This window comes from Citrobacter sp. wls716 (genome assembly GCF_005280975.1).
Taxonomy (GTDB): domain Bacteria; phylum Pseudomonadota; class Gammaproteobacteria; order Enterobacterales; family Enterobacteriaceae; genus Citrobacter; species Citrobacter youngae.
Genome location: NZ_SZWX01000038.1, coordinates 95,706 through 113,196, shown reverse-complemented (window position 1 = coordinate 113,196; position 17,491 = coordinate 95,706). Strand labels below are relative to the sequence as shown.

Here is a 17,491-nt window from a genome sequence, read left to right as displayed (position 1 = left end):
AAAATGAAAAATAATTTTGCGACAAAACAAGCGGCAGCAGAGAAAAGAAATACACCGACGTCATGGAAAGGCCTAAGTAGCTATATCGGGTTGCTCGGGGCGTTAGCCGCAATGATCGTCCTATTTTCATGCCTCAGTTCTCATTTCTGGAGCATGAACACTTTCAGCACTATTGCAAATCAGATCCCCGATTTAATCGTCATGTCGGTGGGGATGACATTTATCTTAATCATTGCCGGCATCGATCTTTCCGTTGGATCGTTGCTAGCGCTTGCTGCTGCAGTCGTCAGCGTCACCTATTTAAATTTTCATTGGACGCCCTGGCTGGCCGCGCTTTCAGGTGTAGCACTCGCCACATTCGTTGGGGCACTAACGGGTCTGATTACCGTTGCCTGGCGTATTCCGGCGTTTATCGTCTCACTGGGTGTTCTGGAAATGGCCCGCGGAGCAGCGTATCAGTTAACTGACTCGCGGACCGCGTATCTCGGTTCTATTTATGATTATTTAGCCGACCCCATTCTCTTTGGCGTCTCCCCCTCTTTTATTATCGCGATCGTTGTCATTGTTGCCGGGCATCTGGTGCTGACGCGAACCGTATTTGGTCGCCATTTGATCGGTATTGGCACCAATGAAGAAGCCGTTCGATTATCAGGTATAAATCCAGGTCCCTATAAGATTGCAGTCTTTGCCTTGATGGGGGGATTATCCGGTCTGGCCTCGCTGTTTCAGGTTGCCCGCCTTGAAGCCGCCGACCCCAATAGCGGCGTTGGCATGGAACTACAGGTGATTGCCGCAGTTGTGATTGGTGGCACAAGCCTGATGGGAGGACGTGGCTCTATTATCTGTACGTTTCTTGGCGCGCTGATCATTTCCGTTCTGGCTGCGGGACTGGCGCAAGTTGGCGCAAGCGAACCGACAAAACGTTTTATAACAGGAGCAGTGATAATCGTTGCAGTGGTACTTGATACCTACCGTAGCCACTTAAATAAAAAATAATCATGAGGGTTACCCGGCTTGACCGGGTAACCACAGCGGATGAAAGCCCTGCTACAATCCGAGCGCGGTCCCGACCAGCAACCAGATATTCAGTGCCACCACCAGCACCACAATCACCCAGCCAACCTGTTTTACCCAACGGCTATTAACTAAATCCCCCATCAGTTGGCTGTTGCTGGTAAAAATCAGTAGCGGTACCAGCGCCAGAGCGATACCAAAACTGAGTAATACCTGACTCATCATCAGAATCCGGGTGGGATCAAGCCCCATTAAAATCACAATAAATGACGGCATCATGGTGACGCTACGGCGCACCCAGAGCGGGATATGAAAGCGGATAAACCCTTGCATAACCACCTGTCCCGCCAGCGTGCCAACCACGGTAGAGGAAAGCCCTGCCGCCACCAGACTTAAACCAAACACGGTTGCCGCAGCATGACTTAACAGCGGTTCAAGCGTCAGATAGGCCTGGTCCAGGTCTGCGATACCAGTATGCCCGCTAAAGTGAAACGCGGCTGCTGCAGTCGCCATCATCGCCAGATTGACAAATCCGGCAATCGTCATGGCGATAGCCACATCCCATTTCGTCGCTGCGTAACGCTGCTGGCGCGTACCACCGTGCAAATGCTGGGTTAAGGAGGAGTGCAGATAAATGACGTGCGGCATGATGGTGGCGCCAAGCACACCGGCCGCCAGGAACACCGCTTCAGAATTAGGCAGGCTCGGTATAACCATCCCTTTGCTCAGCTGTGCAAGGTTCGGTTGGGAAAAGATCAGCTCGACAATATATGCCGCAGCCACGAACAACAACAAACCGCCGATCACTTTTTCCAGGGGTTTCTGCCCGCGGCGCTGCAGCATCAGAATTAAAAATGTCGCAATACCCGTGAGCACAGCCCCCTGCAGCAGCGAAACGCCAAGGATGAGTTTAAAGCCAATCGCAGCGCCAATAAATTCTGCAAGATCGGTCGCCATCGCAATAATTTCGGCCTGTACCCAGTAAAACCAAACCACTGGACGAGGATAATGATCACGGATCTGTTCCGCCAGATTTTTGCCGGTGGCAATGCCAAGCTTGGCCGATAGCACCTGAATCAGCATCGCCATCAGGTTTGCCCAGACCACAACCCACAACAGTTTGTAGCCAAAGCTAGCCCCTGCCTGGATATTGGTAGCAAAGTTACCTGGATCGATATAGCCGATCGCCGCGATGAACGCAGGTCCCATTAATGCGAGCTTCAACTTGCGCGCTGCCCGTCCACTGCTACTCTCAACGCGATCGTTAGTCATTTTAGTGCCTCAGAAACATAGCCTTTGCTATGTTTCAAGCTACGCCTATTGAGAATGATTATCAAATTCATTTTAATGGGTGAAGTTGATTTCTCTGATAGCGTTTGTCTATGGAACGGTAAGAAATTTAGAAATGCCGGTAAGATGTTTGATTATTGTTATGAGATTAGCACAGTGACATAACTTTTCACTTCCATACTAAACATAACAGAAGTGTATCATCGATCACTAATTTTGAATCTCGTCACAGGTCCTTATTATAGTGTGTGTTTGATCTCGTTTTCTTTACTGTTGTTACATAGAATGTGCACGAAAACTAAATCTGCCTCAAATTTGGAGCAAATATGGACCGCGTTCTTCACTTTGTCCTGGCCCTTGCCGTGGTTGCGGTACTCGCACTGCTGGTAAGCAGTGACCGTAAAAAAATCCGCATTCGTTATGTTATTCAATTGCTTGTTATCGAAGTGTTACTGGCATGGTTCTTCCTGAACTCTGATGTCGGCCTGGGCTTTGTAAGAGGCTTCTCCGAGATGTTTGAGAAACTGCTCGGATTCGCTAATGAAGGGACTAACTTTGTCTTCGGCAGCATGAACGATAAAGGCCTGGCATTCTTCTTCCTGAAAGTGCTGTGCCCTATCGTCTTTATCTCCGCCCTGATCGGTATTTTGCAGCATATCCGTGTTCTGCCGGTTATCATCCGCGCGATTGGTTTCCTGTTATCCAAAGTGAACGGTATGGGCAAGCTGGAATCCTTCAACGCCGTCAGCTCCCTGATCCTGGGTCAATCCGAGAACTTTATCGCCTATAAAGATATCCTCGGTAAAATGTCTCGCAACCGCATGTACACCATGGCAGCAACGGCGATGTCTACCGTTTCCATGTCTATCGTCGGCGCGTACATGACCATGCTGGAACCAAAATACGTTGTTGCTGCGCTGGTTCTGAACATGTTCAGCACCTTTATCGTTCTGTCACTGATCAACCCTTATACCGTTGATGCCAGCGAAGAAAATATTCAGATGTCCAATCTGCACGAAGGTCAGAGCTTCTTCGAGATGTTGGGCGAATACATTCTGGCAGGCTTCAAAGTTGCGATTATCGTTGCAGCAATGCTGATTGGTTTCATCGCGCTGATCGCTGCCCTGAACGCCCTGTTCGCTACCGTGACCGGTTGGTTTGGCTACAGCATCTCCTTCCAGGGCATCCTGGGTTACATCTTCTACCCGATTGCGTGGGTGATGGGTGTGCCGTCCAGCGAAGCGCTGCAGGTGGGCAGTATCATGGCAACCAAACTGGTTTCCAACGAATTCGTCGCAATGATGGACCTACAGAAAATCGCCTCTACGCTCTCTCCGCGCGCTGAAGGCATTATCTCTGTGTTCCTGGTTTCCTTCGCGAACTTCTCTTCTATCGGTATCATTGCAGGTGCAATTAAAGGCCTGAACGAAGAGCAAGGTAACGTGGTTTCCCGCTTTGGTCTGAAACTGGTATACGGTTCTACGCTGGTCAGCGTACTGTCTGCTTCCATTGCAGCACTGGTGCTGTAAGACGACATCAATACAGCCGTTACCAAACCGGGGAGATTCTCCCCGGTTTTTTTATGTCTGTTATCCAGCAATCTAAGCAAATAAACGAGAAACGCAGGCAGGAATCAAATGCAAAAAACCCCCGCTTTTCAGCGAGGGTTTCAATTTTGGTGGAGCTAAGCGGGATCGAACCGCTGACCTCTTGCATGCCATGCAAGCGCTCTCCCAGCTGAGCTATAGCCCCACGATGCGTTTACGTACCAAATTCATTGGGATTAAATTTGGTGGAGCTAAGCGGGATCGAACCGCTGACCTCTTGCATGCCATGCAAGCGCTCTCCCAGCTGAGCTATAGCCCCGTCACGTAAAGCTTGTCGAGTTGACGGGCGGCATCATATGAATTCCCTTCGCGTGTGTCAACGGCAAAATTAACTCATAGAATTCAATCGCTGAAAAAGCAGGCAAATGGAGAACATTGCGCAACAACTCGCATTCAGTAGTTAAACGCGTCACGGTTTCTACTAAAATGGTGCTATAAAATGAGCCACTAATTAACCCCACGACCATTCAGGGAATCGTTATGTTCAAGGAACGGATGACGCCAGAAGAACTTGCTAATCTGACCGGATACAGCCGACAGACCATCAATAAATGGGTGCGCAAGGAAGGTTGGGCTACCTCACCCAAACCCGGTGTTCAGGGCGGTAAAGCCCGTCTGGTTCATGTTACCGAACAAGTTCGTGAATACATTCGCAGCGCTGAGCGTTCAGCGGAAGGCTTATCAGATAATTTATCTTTATCCGGTGACACCTCCATCGAAGCTCTACTGATAAGACTCGCCAAAGAAATGACGCCATCAGAACAGAAAATGTTTACGTCGCTGATCCTGCGTGAAGGCATTACGGGTTTGTTACAACGCTTAGGGATTCGCGACAACAAATAATATGAAAAAATTACGCAGTAAAATGACCACCGAAGAGCTGGCTGAATGTCTCGGTGTCGCCAAACAAACCGTCAATCGTTGGATCAGAGAGCAAAACTGGACAACCGAAAAGTTTCCCGGTGTTAAAGGTGGTCGCGCAAGGCTTATTCATATTGATGCCGGCGTCCGAGAGTTTCTTCTCAATATTCCAGCTTTTCGCAAGGCACCGGAATTTTATCAGGCAGAAGAACCGCTTGCCGAGTATACACACGTGGTTCGCAGTCACGCCTGCCGTCAGATAATCAGCGCACTGGATAACATGTCGCCAACGGAACAGGAAAAGCTGGCGATGTATATTTCGCGCGAAGGTATTCGCACTTTCCTGACCCGTCTGGGCATTGATGAGTCTGAATAACAGGCAAAAAAAAACGGCAGGATGCGCCCCTGCCGTATTTTTATCGATCACTCTGTCTTATTGCTGACTTTCACGCTCAGCAATAAACGCCAGCGCCTTGTTAATACGTTCAATGCTGCGAGATTTACCAATCGCATGCACCGTAACGTCTAACGCCGGAGACTGACCCGCACCGGTTACGGCTACGCGCAGCGGCATCCCGACTTTACCCATGCCCACTTCCAGCTCATCAGCGGTTGCCTGAATCGCGTGGTGCACGTTTTCCGCGGTCCATTCACTGATAGCAGCCAGTTTGTCGCGAACCACTTCCAGTGGCTGACGCGCAACCGGACGCAGGTGTTTCTTCGCCGCATCGGCATCGAACTCAGCAAAGTCTTCATAGAAATAGCGGCAGCTCTGCGCCATCTCTTTCAGCGTCTTGCAGCGTTCACCCAGCAGTTTTACCAGCTCAGACAACTGCGGGCCGACGCGCGTATCGATATTTTCCTGCTCAATGTGCCACTGCAGATGCGTCGCCACATATTCTGGCGCCAGTGCATTAATGTAGTGGTGGTTCAGCCACTGCAGTTTTTCAGTGTTAAATGCGCTCGCAGACTTGCTCACCGCACCAAGAGAGAACAGCTTGATCATTTCTTCACGGGTGAAGATCTCCTGATCGCCGCTGGACCAACCCAGACGTACCAGATAGTTCAGCAACGCTTCCGGCAGGTAGCCGTCGTCGCGATACTGCATCACGCTGACCGCACCGTGACGTTTAGAGAGTTTTTTGCCGTCGTCGCCGTTGATCATCGACACATGCGCGTAAACCGGCACCGGCGCGTTCAGCGCTTTCAGGATGTTGATCTGACGCGGGGTGTTGTTGATATGGTCTTCACCACGAATGACGTGGGTGATTTCCATATCCCAGTCATCAACAACGACGCAGAAGTTATAGGTCGGGGAACCATCTGTACGGCGGATAATCAGGTCGTCCAGCTCCTGGTTGCTGAATTCGATCGGCCCACGGATCTGATCATCAAAAATAACGGACCCGTCCTGCGGGTTAGCAAAACGCACCACGCAAGGTTCATCAGCAGCGTGATGTTCGTGACCGTGACGGCAGCGACCGTCGTAACGTGGTTTTTCACCTTTTGCCATCTGTTCTTCACGCAGCTGTTCCAGACGCTCTTTGGAGCAGTAGCATTTATATGCCGTCCCCGCTTCCAGCATCTCATCGATGACAGCATTGTAACGGTCAAAACGTTTAGTCTGGAAATACGGGCCTTCATCCCACTCCAGATTCAGCCAGTTCATGCCATCCATAATGGCTTCAATAGCTTCCGGCGTGGAGCGTTCGAGATCGGTGTCTTCAATACGCAGCACAAACTCACCGCCATGGTTACGTGCAAAAAGCCAGGAATAAAGAGCAGTACGCGCACCGCCGACGTGCAGGTAACCTGTCGGGCTTGGCGCGAAGCGAGTTTTGATTTTCATGAAATGGCCTTACGTTTATAAAGATGCCGACAACCGGCAAATCCAGGGAAGATTATCAGGCTGGTATTCTATCACTGTGGTCTGATTCCTCAATGTTCATCGGGTTGGAACATCACGCTTTGCCATTTTCGTATACAAATCATGCGGCATGGATTGTTTTGCGATCGTTTTGTTTAAATTTACGACGAACGAACAATTTCTTTAGAAAATGCGTTGACTCATTTTCAACTCTCCCTATAATGCGACTCCACACAGCGGGGGTGATTAGCTCAGCTGGGAGAGCACCTCCCTTACAAGGAGGGGGTCGGCGGTTCGAACCCGTCATCACCCACCAACTACTTTACGTAGTCTCCGCCGTGTAGAACAAGAAATTGAGAAGTGGGTGATTAGCTCAGCTGGGAGAGCACCTCCCTTACAAGGAGGGGGTCGGCGGTTCGATCCCGTCATCACCCACCACTTTCTCGCCAGCTGGATTTCTTGTTAAAATGTGAAGTACCGAAGTGGGTGATTAGCTCAGCTGGGAGAGCACCTCCCTTACAAGGAGGGGGTCGGCGGTTCGATCCCGTCATCACCCACCACTTCGGGTCGTTAGCTCAGTTGGTAGAGCAGTTGACTTTTAATCAATTGGTCGCAGGTTCGAATCCTGCACGACCCACCAATGTAAAAAAGCGCCCTAAAGGCGCTTTTTTGCTATCTGCAATTTGTAAGATTCGAACCTGCCGCAGGTTCGGTGTTGAGCGCAGCGAAACAACGGAGCCGTTTACGGCGACGGCCCGAAGGGCGAGCGAAGCGAGTCATCCGGCACAGACATCATACCATCAAAGCCGCCACCAGTTTTTCCAGCGCTGGCGTGGCCTGCTGCTGTTCATAGACAATATACAAATCCGCCGGAATACGTTCTTCTAACGGCCGGAATACCACGCCAGGCCAGCTCATCTGGGCATAGCTATCGGCAATCAGCGTAATCCCAATCCCCATGCTAATCATCGCCAGCACCGTTTGCGGCTCCCTCACCTCACGAATAATCATCGGTGAAAATCCGGCGCTCAGGCAAACGCGCTGTAAAAATGCCCAGTCGGTATGAATGGAGGGCATCGTGACAAAATATTCATTTCTCAACGCTTCCAGCGGTACGGATTCACAGGCGGTAAGAGCATGTTCTTCCGGCATGGCCACCAAAAATGAGGATTCATGTAAGCGCAGGCTGGTAAATCCGGGAGAAGGTTCAGTAGCCATGCGCCAAATTCCCGCATCCAGTTCACGTCTTTCCAGCATCGTCATCTGCATGGCAGGCATGTTCTCGCGAAACTGCACCTCAACGTTGGGATTTTCCTTCAGAAAACGCCGCATCACCGGACGCATTTTTCCCCACATTGCGGTACCAATGACGCCAAGCTCAATTCGCCCTGCCTCACCGCGACCAATCTGTTCCACTCGTGCCAGCGCCTGATTAGCACTGGATAACAGTCTGCGCGATTCTTCCATCAAAATTTTTCCGGCGTGGGTTAACGCCACGCTGCGGGAATGACGGATAAATAGCAACGTGCCGAGCTGCTGTTCCAGCTCTTTGATATGCGTACTGAGCGGCGGTTGCGACATATTCAGGCGAGCAGCAGCGCGTCCAAAATGCAGTTCTTCTGCGACGGCAAGAAAATAACGCAGTAACTTCAGATCGATGCGGTGCGTGCGTTCCATGGATAATGCGCTCCTGAGTGAAGAATAATGCGCAAAGTTACCACATTGCAAACCCGCCGCTAAAGGAGCATTAATGTGCCGGTGATTTCTGCGCCAGTCGTTCAGGCTCATGCTTATATTTAAAGAACAATGCAAAGATAACCGCCAGGACCAGCGCGTAAGCGGCAAACACCAGCCAGATAGTTTGCCAATCCTTGACGCCATCGACAGAAAAGTAGTCCACCGCCATCCCGCTCAGGATTGAACCCACCCACGCGCCAATGCCATTTACCATCGTCATAAACAGCCCCTGGGCGCTGGCGCGAATGCTTGAGTCAACTTCCTGCTCGACAAATACCGACCCGGAGATGTTGAAGAAATCAAACGCGCAGCCGTAAACGATCATCGACATAAGCAGCAACACAAAGCCAAACGGGGACGGATCGCCAAAGGCAAAGAAGCCAAAGCGCAGCGTCCACGCCAGCATGCTCATCAGCATCACCGTTTTGATGCCAAAACGTTTGAGGAAGAACGGGATAGTGAGGATAAAGCCCACTTCCGCCATCTGAGAAACCGACAGCAAAATGGAGGGATATTTCACCACAAAGCTGTTGGCAAACTCAGGGTTACGGGCGAAATCATGCAGGAACGGATTACCAAAGACGTTGGTAATTTGCAGCACCGCCCCCAGCATCATGGCAAACAAAAAGAAAATTGCCATGCGCGGATTTTTAAACAAAACAAACGCATCCAGCCCCAGCTTACTGGCCAGCGTGGCGGATTCTTTTTTCTCCGCAACCGGTATTTTCGGCAACGTCAGCGCATACAGAGCCAGCAGCAGCGATGCGCCTGAAGCGATATACAGCTGCGCGCTGCTCAGCTCCAGCCCCATTAAGCTGACCGTCCACATCGCCACAATAAAGCCAATCGTGCCAAATACACGAATTGGCGGGAACGCGGTGACCGGATCCTGACCCGATTGTGCAAGGCATGAATATGAAACGCTGTTCGATAACGCAATAGTCGGCATATACGCCATCGCGTTAACCAACATCACCCAGAACATGGTCTGTGGATCGGTAACGGTTGTGGCGTACAGCAACACGCCAGCACACACCAGGTGACACAGCATATAAGCGCGCTCGGCACGCAGCCACTTATCGGCGATGATCCCCATAATGCCCGGCATAATAATCGCTGCCAGCCCTTTCGAGCTGTAGACCATACCCACATTCGCGCCGGTAAAATCCAGGGTGTTAATCATGTAAGAACCCAAGGTAACCAGCCAGCTACCCCAGATAAAATATTGCAAAAACGACATGAGCTTTAAGCGAGATGCGATACCCATTTTTCCGTTCCTTGCCATAAAAGTAAGACCCCGCAAGCGGGGTCATGTTTTAATTATTCAGGCCAGTTTGCGCAAAAAGCCGCAGATCAGATTGATAAAATTCTGCTGTGAGAGTTCCGCTGCCGCCAGCGTCTGCGCGTGAGATAACTTCACATCCCCCAAACCTTCCGCCAGGTTGGTGATGGCAGCCACCGCAACCACTTTCAGACCGCAGTGGCGCGCAGAGATAACCTCAGGCACCACCGACATCCCCACCACATCGCCACCAATGATTTGCATCATGCGGATTTCTGCCGCGGTTTCAAAGTTTGGCCCCGGATAAGAGACAAATACGCCTTCGCTCAGAGGGAAACCTTCTTCTGCGGCAACGGTTTGCAGGATTGCACGATAGTCAGCATCATAGGCATTCGCCAGCGAAAAGAATCGCTCGCCAAAACGCTCATCGTTAAGTCCCACCATCGGTGTACCCGGCATCGTATTGATGTGATCGCTAAGCGCAACCAGACTACCCGGCCCAACTTCAGGGCGGAGGGAGCCTGCGGCATTGGTACAAAATAACAGTTCACAGCCCAGCAGCTTCAGTGTGCGAATGGCATCGGTCATCACCATCATGCCGCGACCTTCATAAAAATGCCCACGCCCTTTCATACAGGCCACTGGAATACCGGCCAGATTTCCCAGCACCAGCTCACCGGCATGACCATGTACGGTACTGACAGGGAATCCCGGCAATTTCTCGTAAGAGATGGCCACTGCATCCTCGATTTGATCCGCCAACGCGCCGAGGCCTGAGCCAAGAATAAAGGCTACGCGCGGCGTGAAATCGGGTTTGCAACTACGAATGATGTCGGCGCTGTACCAGGGATTTTGCGAGAAAAGAGAGTGACTCATGAGATGTCCTTAATACTGAGTAGTCGAAAATAATGTCGCTTACCGCACTGTTATAGCGAGACTACGCAATCGATTACCAATACCGTTTATCCCGACAACCGATAGTAAATCGGTATGGATGAGTCGCACTAAACCAGCCTGAAATCACATTTTTTTCGGGCCAGAAATGGCACAGAAATAGAGATACATGCAGATTTGGGATTTTTATTATTAAACTCTGCTCGGCCGTATTGTCGCTGAAGTTCTGTTCACTAATGCCGATACTCATGTTTTATGGCGTGAGGAATCCGTATGACAACTATCAACGTTTCCACCCCAACTGTTCAAAGCAGTAGCGGCGGAAAAGCACCAGCCGGGAATGATATCTCCGCACAGATTGCGCAAATCACCCAAAAGATAACCAAGCTAACCCAGCAGCTCAAAGATATCCCCAACAGCAGTGGCACTATTGAGCAGAAACGCGAGCAGCAGGAACTTATTCAGACCCAAATCAAGATGTTACAAGCCCAGTTGGATCAATTGTTGCGTCGGCAGGCCGAGGAGTCGCAGCAAAAGCAAAGCGCCGATCAGAGAAAAGCTGAAGGCATCAACACGGCTTCCGACCAACATCAGGTCGATATTTATATCTGATACAACGGATCGCGGGCACGACCGGCGGTTAATTCACTGGCCTGCATTCGCACCACGTCCCACAATGCCTGAGCGGCGGTTGAGAGAGAGCGATTTTTGCGCCGCGCCAACATCAGTTGTCGTTCCACAACCGGCGTCAGGCGCTTAACCTGCAAGTGGCTACCCTGCGGTAAGGGGAGCGCCAGTGCGGGCAGCACGCTGATGCCAATCCCCGCCTCCACCATCGGGAACAGCGTTGCCGGGTGTCCAATCTCCTGAACAATATTGGCATCAATGGAAAAATGGGCCAACGCCGCATCGATCAGCGGTCGGCTGCCGGAAGCGTAATCCTGTAACACCAGACGTTCGTGGTACAAATCCTGCCAGTTTACCCACTCACGTTGGGCTAACGGATGATCATGGCGACACAGCAGCAGGAACGGTTCGGACAGTACGGCTTCACACTGCAGATCGGTCACGGCACCCGGGTCAATCACAATGCCAAAATCCACCTCTCCCTGACGAATACTCTCCAGTACCCATTGTTGTGGCCTGTCGTGCAGGACAAAATCGATTGCCGGATAAAGCTGGTTGCTCTGCGCAATACACTGCGGAATGAGATGCGCGGAAATCGTCTGGCTGGCAGCAACCCGCACCGTACCGGTTAACTGCGTACCCACCTGCCCGGCTTCACGCAGCGTACTGTGCAGTTCATCCAGAATGCGTTCCAGCCGTGCCGCCAACTGGTGTCCGGCTTCCGTCAGCACCACCTCGCGCGTTGTACGATCCAGTAGCCGGACACCCGTCTGCCCTTCCAGCTCTTTTACACTATGACTAACCGCCGACTGGCTTAAGCCAATGATATCCCCCGCCCGGCTAAAACTTTTGGCCTGGGCAACGGTGACAAAGATACGCAACTGACGCAGAGAGTAATTCATCTATTCAATTCATATATGGATGCAATAAATCAATTTTATTTCTCAAACGGAAAAACGCAAAATGTTGCTACCGAATTTCAGGAGTCTTTATGAAACTTTTTCGTATTCTTGATCCGTTCACGATAACGCTGATTACCGTTGTTTTATTGGCGTCGTTTTTCCCGGCCGAAGGTGGCTTTGTGCCTTTCTTTGAAGGCTTAACCACCGCCGCCATTGCGCTGCTGTTTTTTATGCACGGCGCCAAACTCTCTCGTGAGGCGATTATTGCCGGCGGTAGCCACTGGCGTTTGCATCTGTGGGTGATGTGCAGCACGTTCGTTGTCTTCCCGGTGCTGGGCGTCCTGTTCGCCTGGTGGGCGCCCGTCAACGTTGACCCGATGCTGTACACCGGATTCCTGTACCTGTGTATTTTGCCCGCCACGGTGCAGTCGGCTATCGCCTTTACCTCAATGGCAGGCGGTAACGTTGCCGCCGCCGTGTGTTCCGCTTCGGCCTCCAGTCTGTTGGGTATCTTTCTTTCGCCGCTGCTGGTAGGCCTGGTCATGAATATGCATGGCGCAGAAGGCAGCCTGGAACAGGTGGGGAAAATCATGCTGCAGCTGCTGCTGCCGTTCGTGCTGGGGCATCTCTCGCGACCGTGGATTGGCAACTGGGTGTCAAAACATAAAAAATGGATCGCAAAAACGGATCAATCTTCCATTTTACTGGTGGTTTACTCCGCCTTCAGTGAGGCCGTGGTTAATGGGATCTGGCACAAAGTGGGGGTCGGTTCACTGCTGTTTATCGTGGTTGTTAGCATCATATTGCTGGCAATCGTGATTGCTATCAACGTCTTTGTCGCGAGGAAATGCGGTTTCAGCAAAGCTGATGAAATCACTATTGTCTTCTGCGGATCGAAGAAAAGTCTGGCCAACGGGATCCCCATGGCAAACATCCTGTTTCCGACATCGGTAATTGGTATGATGGTGCTGCCATTGATGATTTTCCACCAAATTCAGCTGATGGTGTGCGCCGTGCTGGCGCGTCGCTACAAACAACAGACGGACGCGCTGCAGGCGCAGCAGAAGAGCCGCGCCGCGAAGGCCTAAAGCGGGCGTTTCAGGGGCTGAACCAGCTGCGTCAGCCCCTCGGTTTTAATCAGCAGCGTGATTTGCATCAGCTCACCCAGTTTGCCCGGCGGAAATTCATCCTTACGGGCAAACCACAGCAGATACTCTTCCGGAACGTCAATCAGCCGACGCCCTTTATATTTGCCAAAGGGCATGACGGTATTGGCGATCTCTACCAGCTGCTCTTTTTCCATCTCAGGCACCCAGCAAGCGGATCATTTCAGCTTCGTCGATAACGGCAATGCCCAACTCCTGCGCTTTTGCCAGTTTAGAGCCCGCCGCTTCCCCCGCAATCACCAGATCGGTTTTCTTCGACACGCTCCCCGCCACTTTTGCGCCCAGCTCGGTCAGACGCGCTTTGGCGTCATCGCGTGACATCAGGCTCAGGCTACCGGTCAGCACAATCGTTTTACCGGCAAACGGGCTGTCGATTTCTTCAGCGTTGATAACCACCGGCGCTGGCCAGTGGATCCCCTGCGCCAGAAGTTGCACGATCACCTCGCGGTTACTCTCTTCGGCAAAGAAGTTAAACACGTGAGTGGCCACCACAATGCCCACATCCGGTACTTTTTGCAGCTCTTCAATGGAAGCCGCCTCCAGCGCATCCAGCGTACCGAAATACGCGGCCAGACCCGCAGCCGTCGCTTCGCCGACTTCACGAATACCCAGCGCGTAGAGGAAACGGGCAAACGTGGTCTCTTTCGCTTTTTCCAGCGCATTCACCACGTTTTGCGCAGACTTCGGCCCCATACGATCGAGGCCGGTCAGCTTACCTGCGGTCAGCGTGAAAAGATCCGCTGGCGTGTGGACATACTCTTTCTCGACCAGTTGATCGATAATTTTGTCGCCCATGCCGTCGACGTCCAGCGCACGGCGGGAAACGAAGTGTTTGAGTGACTCTTTACGTTGCGCACCACAGATTAAACCGCCAGTGCAGCGAGTAACGGCTTCGCCTTCCACACGCTCAACGTCAGAGTTGCATACCGGACAGTGGGTGGGAAACTCGATTTCGCGCGTATCTTCCGGGCGTTCGGAGAGTACGACGTTCACCACCTGCGGGATGACATCGCCCGCACGGCGAATAACAACTTTGTCGCCAATACGCAAACCAAGACGCTCAATTTCATCCGCATTGTGCAAGGTGGCGTTACTGACCAACACCCCGGCAACCTGCACTGGCTCAAGGCGGGCGACAGGCGTAATCGCCCCTGTACGTCCAACCTGAAACTCAACATCGCGGACAAAGGTCATCTGCTCCTGTGCCGGGAACTTAAAGGCCACCGCCCAGCGCGGTGCGCGGGCAACAAAGCCCAGTTGCTCCTGCAGCGCCATGGAGTTGACTTTGACAACCACGCCGTCAATATCGAATCCAAGCGTTGGCCGGTCTTCTTCAACCTTATGATAGTAAGCGAGTACTTCCTCCGGAGAGTCGCACAACGTTACCCTGTTGCTGACCGGGAGGCCCCACGCTTTAAACTGCAGCAGGCGACCCAGATGGGTATCGGGCAGTTCGCCGCCTTCCAGCACGCCGACGCCATAGCAGAAGAAAGTAAGCGGTCGCTTCGCTGTAATACGTGGATCGAGCTGGCGTAATGACCCAGCCGCCGCATTACGCGGGTTAGCAAACACTTTGTTGCCAGTACGGCGGGCCTCTTCGTTGATTTTTTCAAACCCGGCCTGCGGCAGGAACACCTCGCCGCGCACTTCCAGACGCGTCGGAATGTTATCGCCACGCAGTTTTAACGGGATCGCGCGGATGGTGCGCACGTTCGAGGTAATGTCCTCGCCAGTCGTACCATCACCACGCGTTGCCGCGCTGACCAGCACACCGTTTTCATACAGGATACTGACCGCCAGGCCGTCCAGCTTAAGCTCGCAGCACCAGGTCAGTTTATCCGTGCTCTTCAGTCTGTCCTGAACGCGCTTATTGAAAGCGAGAAAACTCTCCTCATCAAACACGTTATCCAGCGACAGCATCGGCACTTCATGACGGATCTGGCTGAATGCCGCCAGTGGTGCGGCACCTACGCGTTGGGTGGGTGAATCGGGCGTGACAAGTTCAGGATGCCGCGCTTCCAGTTCACGCAGTTCGCGCAGCAGACGATCGTATTCCGCATCAGGAATTTCCGGCGCATCCATCACATGGTAGAGATACTCATGATGGCGAAGCGTGGTTCGCAGTTCTGTCAGTTGTTGTTCGATTGATTCCATATCGCACCATCAATGATAAAAAACCCCCGACAGGCGGGGGTTCAGAAAGGAGAGGTCACGCCAGAGGAAAATCAGGCGTGAGATTCTTTAACTTCGCGGATGCGGTCCTGATACTCGCGCAGTTTCTGCGGCGTCATCATACGACGTTGATCGTCGAGCACCACACCGCCCACTTCATCGGCAATGTGCTGTGCGGACTGCAGCATCAGCTTGAAGTTTTGCAGCTCGTCACCATAGGACGGAACCTGCATAAAGATAGTGACGCCCGGCGTGCTGAAATCGCCGGTCATCTCAGGGTCAAACGTCCCTGGGTTAACCATATTGGCAAGACTGAACAGCGACGGGCCACTACCATCCGGGCTGAGATGACGATGGAAAATATTCATATCGCCAAATTTAAAACCAGCCTGCTGAATGCTGTTGAGCAACACTTCACCGTTGAGCTCGCTGCCGTGATGCGCCGCAACGTTCATAATGATGACCGCTTCTTTACGCTGCGGTTTTTCAGCAACGGGCGCTTCTTCAACAACCGGTTCAGGCTGCGGTTGCTGTTCAACAACAGGCTCTGCTGGCTGGAAGGTCTGTGGCGCAGGTTGTGGCGCGGGCTGCTGAACCTGCGGCGCAACGGGCTGATGTTGCATCGGCTGCTGCGCAGGTTGCTGCTGAACAGGCTGATGTTGCACCGGCTGCTGCGGTTGTACGGGCTGCGGCGGCTGCTGAACATGCGGCGGCGGTACAGGCGCTTGTGCAGGCTGCTGCGCGTGTTGACGCGGCTGAGCAGACGCATAAGGCGGCTGGTACTGGTGTTGCGGCGACTGAGGAGGAACACCATGTTCCTGAGCGCTGCCGGGAGCATGATTCACACGATGCACGCGGACTTCGCCCACGCCTTCGTCTTCCTCGACGTTGTCGTCGTAGGAATCCTCGTCATCACGTTTAGACTTCATGCGTTTCAGTGGGCGATCGCGGAATATAGAAGACCGTTCTTTACGGCTAGTCCAGAAACCATGTACCAGTAAAGCGATTATGGCGATCGCGCCAACAATGATTAATATCAGACGCAAATCCTGCATCATTATATTCTCTGTTGTTCTAACACCTTGCCACCACGGCAAACATTTACTCACTAAGAGTATTTGCCGATTACGCCAAGTGCAAGTGCACTCTTGGCTTTCACGGCATAAAGATGAATAAAAACGTGCTTTTTGCTGTTTTTTCGAACATTTCTGAACAGCCTAACGCTCAACAACCCGGTAAGATACGCAAAGTTTACCAGAGCTCATATAACAAGGAGTATGTCCTGACCATGGTTTCATCATCTGCAGTTGTACCTCGCAGCGGTTTTTATTACTTTTCTCAGGGATGGAAACTCATCACTCAACCGGGAATTCGTCGCTTTGTTATCCTGCCTTTACTGGTGAATATTCTGCTAATGGGCGGCGCATTCTGGTGGCTGTTTACGCAACTGGACAGTTGGATCCCTGCGCTGATGAGCCACGTCCCGAACTGGCTACAGTGGCTTAGCTATTTGCTATGGCCGATTGTCACGATCTCCGTGCTACTGGTGTTTGGCTACCTGTTCTCTACCATCGCCAACTGGATTGCCGCACCGTTTAACGGCTTGTTGGCGGAACAACTCGAAGCCCGCCTGACAGGTGCAACACCGCCTGACACTGGCGTTCTTGGCATCATGAAAGATGTGCCCCGTATTATGAAGCGCGAATGGCAAAAGCTGGCGTGGTATCTCCCGCGCGCCTTTGTGTTACTGCTCCTCTATTTTATCCCCGGCGTGGGGCAGACCGTTGCCCCGGTACTGTGGTTCCTGTTCAGTGCGTGGATGCTGGCTATTCAATATTGTGATTATCCGTTCGACAACCACAAAGTGCCCTTTAAAGAGATGCGTATCGCCCTGCGCACACGCAAAGTCACCAACATGCAGTTCGGTGCGCTAACCAGTCTGTTTACGATGATCCCGGTGCTCAATCTGTTCATCATGCCGGTTGCGGTTTGTGGTGCCACGGCGATGTGGGTAGACTGCTATCGTGCTAAACACGCGTTATGGAAGTAATGCAAAAATGTGTAAAACAGGG

General features: G+C 52.1%; 16 protein-coding genes and 6 tRNA genes. 11 read left to right on the top strand and 11 right to left on the bottom strand.

The features are described 5' to 3' along the window. Positions 1-3: 3 nt before the first annotated feature. Entirely contained in the window at positions 4-996 is a 993-nt protein-coding gene (locus FDX24_RS14075; RefSeq protein ID WP_061068251.1) for an ABC transporter permease, read from the top strand. Between the two features lie 51 nt (positions 997-1,047). Here FDX24_RS14075 and FDX24_RS14070 read toward each other — a convergent pair whose 3' ends face one another. Continuing rightward, a complete protein-coding gene (locus FDX24_RS14070; protein WP_137364495.1) occupies positions 1,048-2,286 on the bottom strand; it encodes an Nramp family divalent metal transporter in 1,239 nt (412 codons plus the stop codon). Between the two features lie 344 nt (positions 2,287-2,630). Here FDX24_RS14070 and nupC point away from each other — a divergent pair, with 344 nt between their 5' ends. Further along, on the top strand, positions 2,631-3,833 hold the full coding sequence (nupC, locus tag FDX24_RS14065) for a nucleoside permease NupC (RefSeq protein WP_048210997.1): 1,203 nt from the start codon (positions 2,631-2,633) through the stop codon (positions 3,831-3,833). Positions 3,834-3,980: 147 nt separating this feature from the next. On the opposite strand, the gene FDX24_RS14060 is transcribed toward nupC, so the two are convergent. Together FDX24_RS14060 and FDX24_RS14055 are read right to left on the bottom strand one after the other, a co-directional pair. Continuing rightward, a tRNA-Ala gene (locus tag FDX24_RS14060) sits at positions 3,981-4,056 on the bottom strand. A 38-nt stretch (positions 4,057-4,094) separates the two neighbouring features. After that, positions 4,095-4,170 (bottom strand) — tRNA-Ala (locus FDX24_RS14055). Between the two features lie 221 nt (positions 4,171-4,391). On the opposite strand from FDX24_RS14055, the gene FDX24_RS14050 reads away from it, so the two are divergent. Together FDX24_RS14050 and FDX24_RS14045 are read left to right on the top strand one after the other, a co-directional pair. Beyond that, positions 4,392-4,754, top strand: coding sequence for a YfeC-like transcriptional regulator (locus FDX24_RS14050; RefSeq protein WP_003028277.1), 363 nt, complete (start codon positions 4,392-4,394; stop codon positions 4,752-4,754). A gap of 1 nt (position 4,755) precedes the next feature. Further along, complete coding sequence (locus FDX24_RS14045; protein WP_061068253.1) at positions 4,756-5,148, top strand: YfeC-like transcriptional regulator; 393 nt, start codon at positions 4,756-4,758, stop codon at positions 5,146-5,148. A 57-nt stretch (positions 5,149-5,205) separates the two neighbouring features. On the opposite strand, the gene gltX is transcribed toward FDX24_RS14045, so the two are convergent. Then, entirely contained in the window at positions 5,206-6,621 is a 1,416-nt protein-coding gene (gene gltX / locus FDX24_RS14040) for a glutamate--tRNA ligase (RefSeq protein ID WP_048210996.1), read from the bottom strand. Positions 6,622-6,879: 258 nt separating this feature from the next. Here gltX and FDX24_RS14035 point away from each other — a divergent pair. The 4 genes from FDX24_RS14035 to FDX24_RS14020 all read left to right on the top strand — a co-directional run bounded on the left by FDX24_RS14035 (position 6,880) and on the right by FDX24_RS14020 (position 7,279). After that, positions 6,880-6,955 (top strand) — tRNA-Val (locus tag FDX24_RS14035). Between the two features lie 46 nt (positions 6,956-7,001). Next, positions 7,002-7,077: transfer RNA gene (locus tag FDX24_RS14030), tRNA-Val, on the top strand. A gap of 46 nt (positions 7,078-7,123) precedes the next feature. Beyond that, a tRNA-Val gene (locus FDX24_RS14025) sits at positions 7,124-7,199 on the top strand. Positions 7,200-7,203: 4 nt separating this feature from the next. Further along, positions 7,204-7,279, top strand: a tRNA-Lys gene (locus FDX24_RS14020). 152 nt (positions 7,280-7,431) lie between these two features. Here the strand turns inward: FDX24_RS14020 and FDX24_RS14015 are convergent. The 3 genes from FDX24_RS14015 to xapA all read right to left on the bottom strand — a co-directional run bounded on the left by FDX24_RS14015 (position 7,432) and on the right by xapA (position 10,534). Further along, on the bottom strand, positions 7,432-8,316 hold the full coding sequence (locus tag FDX24_RS14015) for a LysR family transcriptional regulator (RefSeq protein WP_124021395.1): 885 nt from the start codon (positions 8,314-8,316) through the stop codon (positions 7,432-7,434). A gap of 70 nt (positions 8,317-8,386) precedes the next feature. Then, complete coding sequence (locus FDX24_RS14010) at positions 8,387-9,643, bottom strand: nucleoside permease (protein WP_101742267.1); 1,257 nt, start codon at positions 9,641-9,643, stop codon at positions 8,387-8,389. 57 nt (positions 9,644-9,700) lie between these two features. Then, a complete protein-coding gene (gene xapA, locus FDX24_RS14005) occupies positions 9,701-10,534 on the bottom strand; it encodes a xanthosine phosphorylase (protein ID WP_137364494.1) in 834 nt (277 codons plus the stop codon). A 291-nt stretch (positions 10,535-10,825) separates the two neighbouring features. On the opposite strand from xapA, the gene FDX24_RS14000 reads away from it, so the two are divergent. Then, positions 10,826-11,164 carry a FlxA-like family protein gene (locus tag FDX24_RS14000; protein WP_048210992.1) on the top strand — a complete coding sequence of 113 codons (339 nt, stop codon included), beginning with the start codon at positions 10,826-10,828 and terminating at the stop codon, positions 11,162-11,164. Here FDX24_RS14000 and FDX24_RS13995 read toward each other — a convergent pair. Next, positions 11,155-12,081: a LysR family transcriptional regulator gene (locus tag FDX24_RS13995; RefSeq protein ID WP_048210991.1), complete on the bottom strand. Its 927-nt coding sequence runs from the start codon at positions 12,079-12,081 to the stop codon at positions 11,155-11,157. The genes FDX24_RS14000 and FDX24_RS13995 overlap by 10 nt on opposite strands. 89 nt (positions 12,082-12,170) lie before the next feature. Between FDX24_RS13995 and FDX24_RS13990 the strand changes: the two genes are divergently transcribed. Then, positions 12,171-13,169, top strand: coding sequence for a bile acid:sodium symporter family protein (locus FDX24_RS13990; protein WP_061068297.1), 999 nt, complete (start codon positions 12,171-12,173; stop codon positions 13,167-13,169). Here the strand turns inward: FDX24_RS13990 and FDX24_RS13985 are convergent. From FDX24_RS13985 to zipA, 3 genes are all read right to left on the bottom strand, one after another. Then, positions 13,166-13,384 carry a DUF3820 family protein gene (locus tag FDX24_RS13985; protein ID WP_003038102.1) on the bottom strand — a complete coding sequence of 73 codons (219 nt, stop codon included), beginning with the start codon at positions 13,382-13,384 and terminating at the stop codon, positions 13,166-13,168. The genes FDX24_RS13990 and FDX24_RS13985 overlap by 4 nt on opposite strands. A gap of 1 nt (position 13,385) precedes the next feature. Beyond that, on the bottom strand, positions 13,386-15,401 hold the full coding sequence (ligA, locus tag FDX24_RS13980) for an NAD-dependent DNA ligase LigA (RefSeq protein ID WP_137364493.1): 2,016 nt from the start codon (positions 15,399-15,401) through the stop codon (positions 13,386-13,388). A gap of 71 nt (positions 15,402-15,472) precedes the next feature. Next, positions 15,473-16,477 carry a cell division protein ZipA gene (zipA, locus tag FDX24_RS13975; RefSeq protein ID WP_121584870.1) on the bottom strand — a complete coding sequence of 335 codons (1,005 nt, stop codon included), beginning with the start codon at positions 16,475-16,477 and terminating at the stop codon, positions 15,473-15,475. Positions 16,478-16,707: 230 nt separating this feature from the next. Between zipA and cysZ the strand changes: the two genes are divergently transcribed. Beyond that, the gene (gene cysZ / locus FDX24_RS13970) at positions 16,708-17,469 is read left to right on the top strand and encodes a sulfate transporter CysZ (protein ID WP_086523404.1); all 762 of its coding nucleotides are present in this window, start codon (positions 16,708-16,710) and stop codon (positions 17,467-17,469) included. Positions 17,470-17,491: the final 22 nt, after the last annotated feature.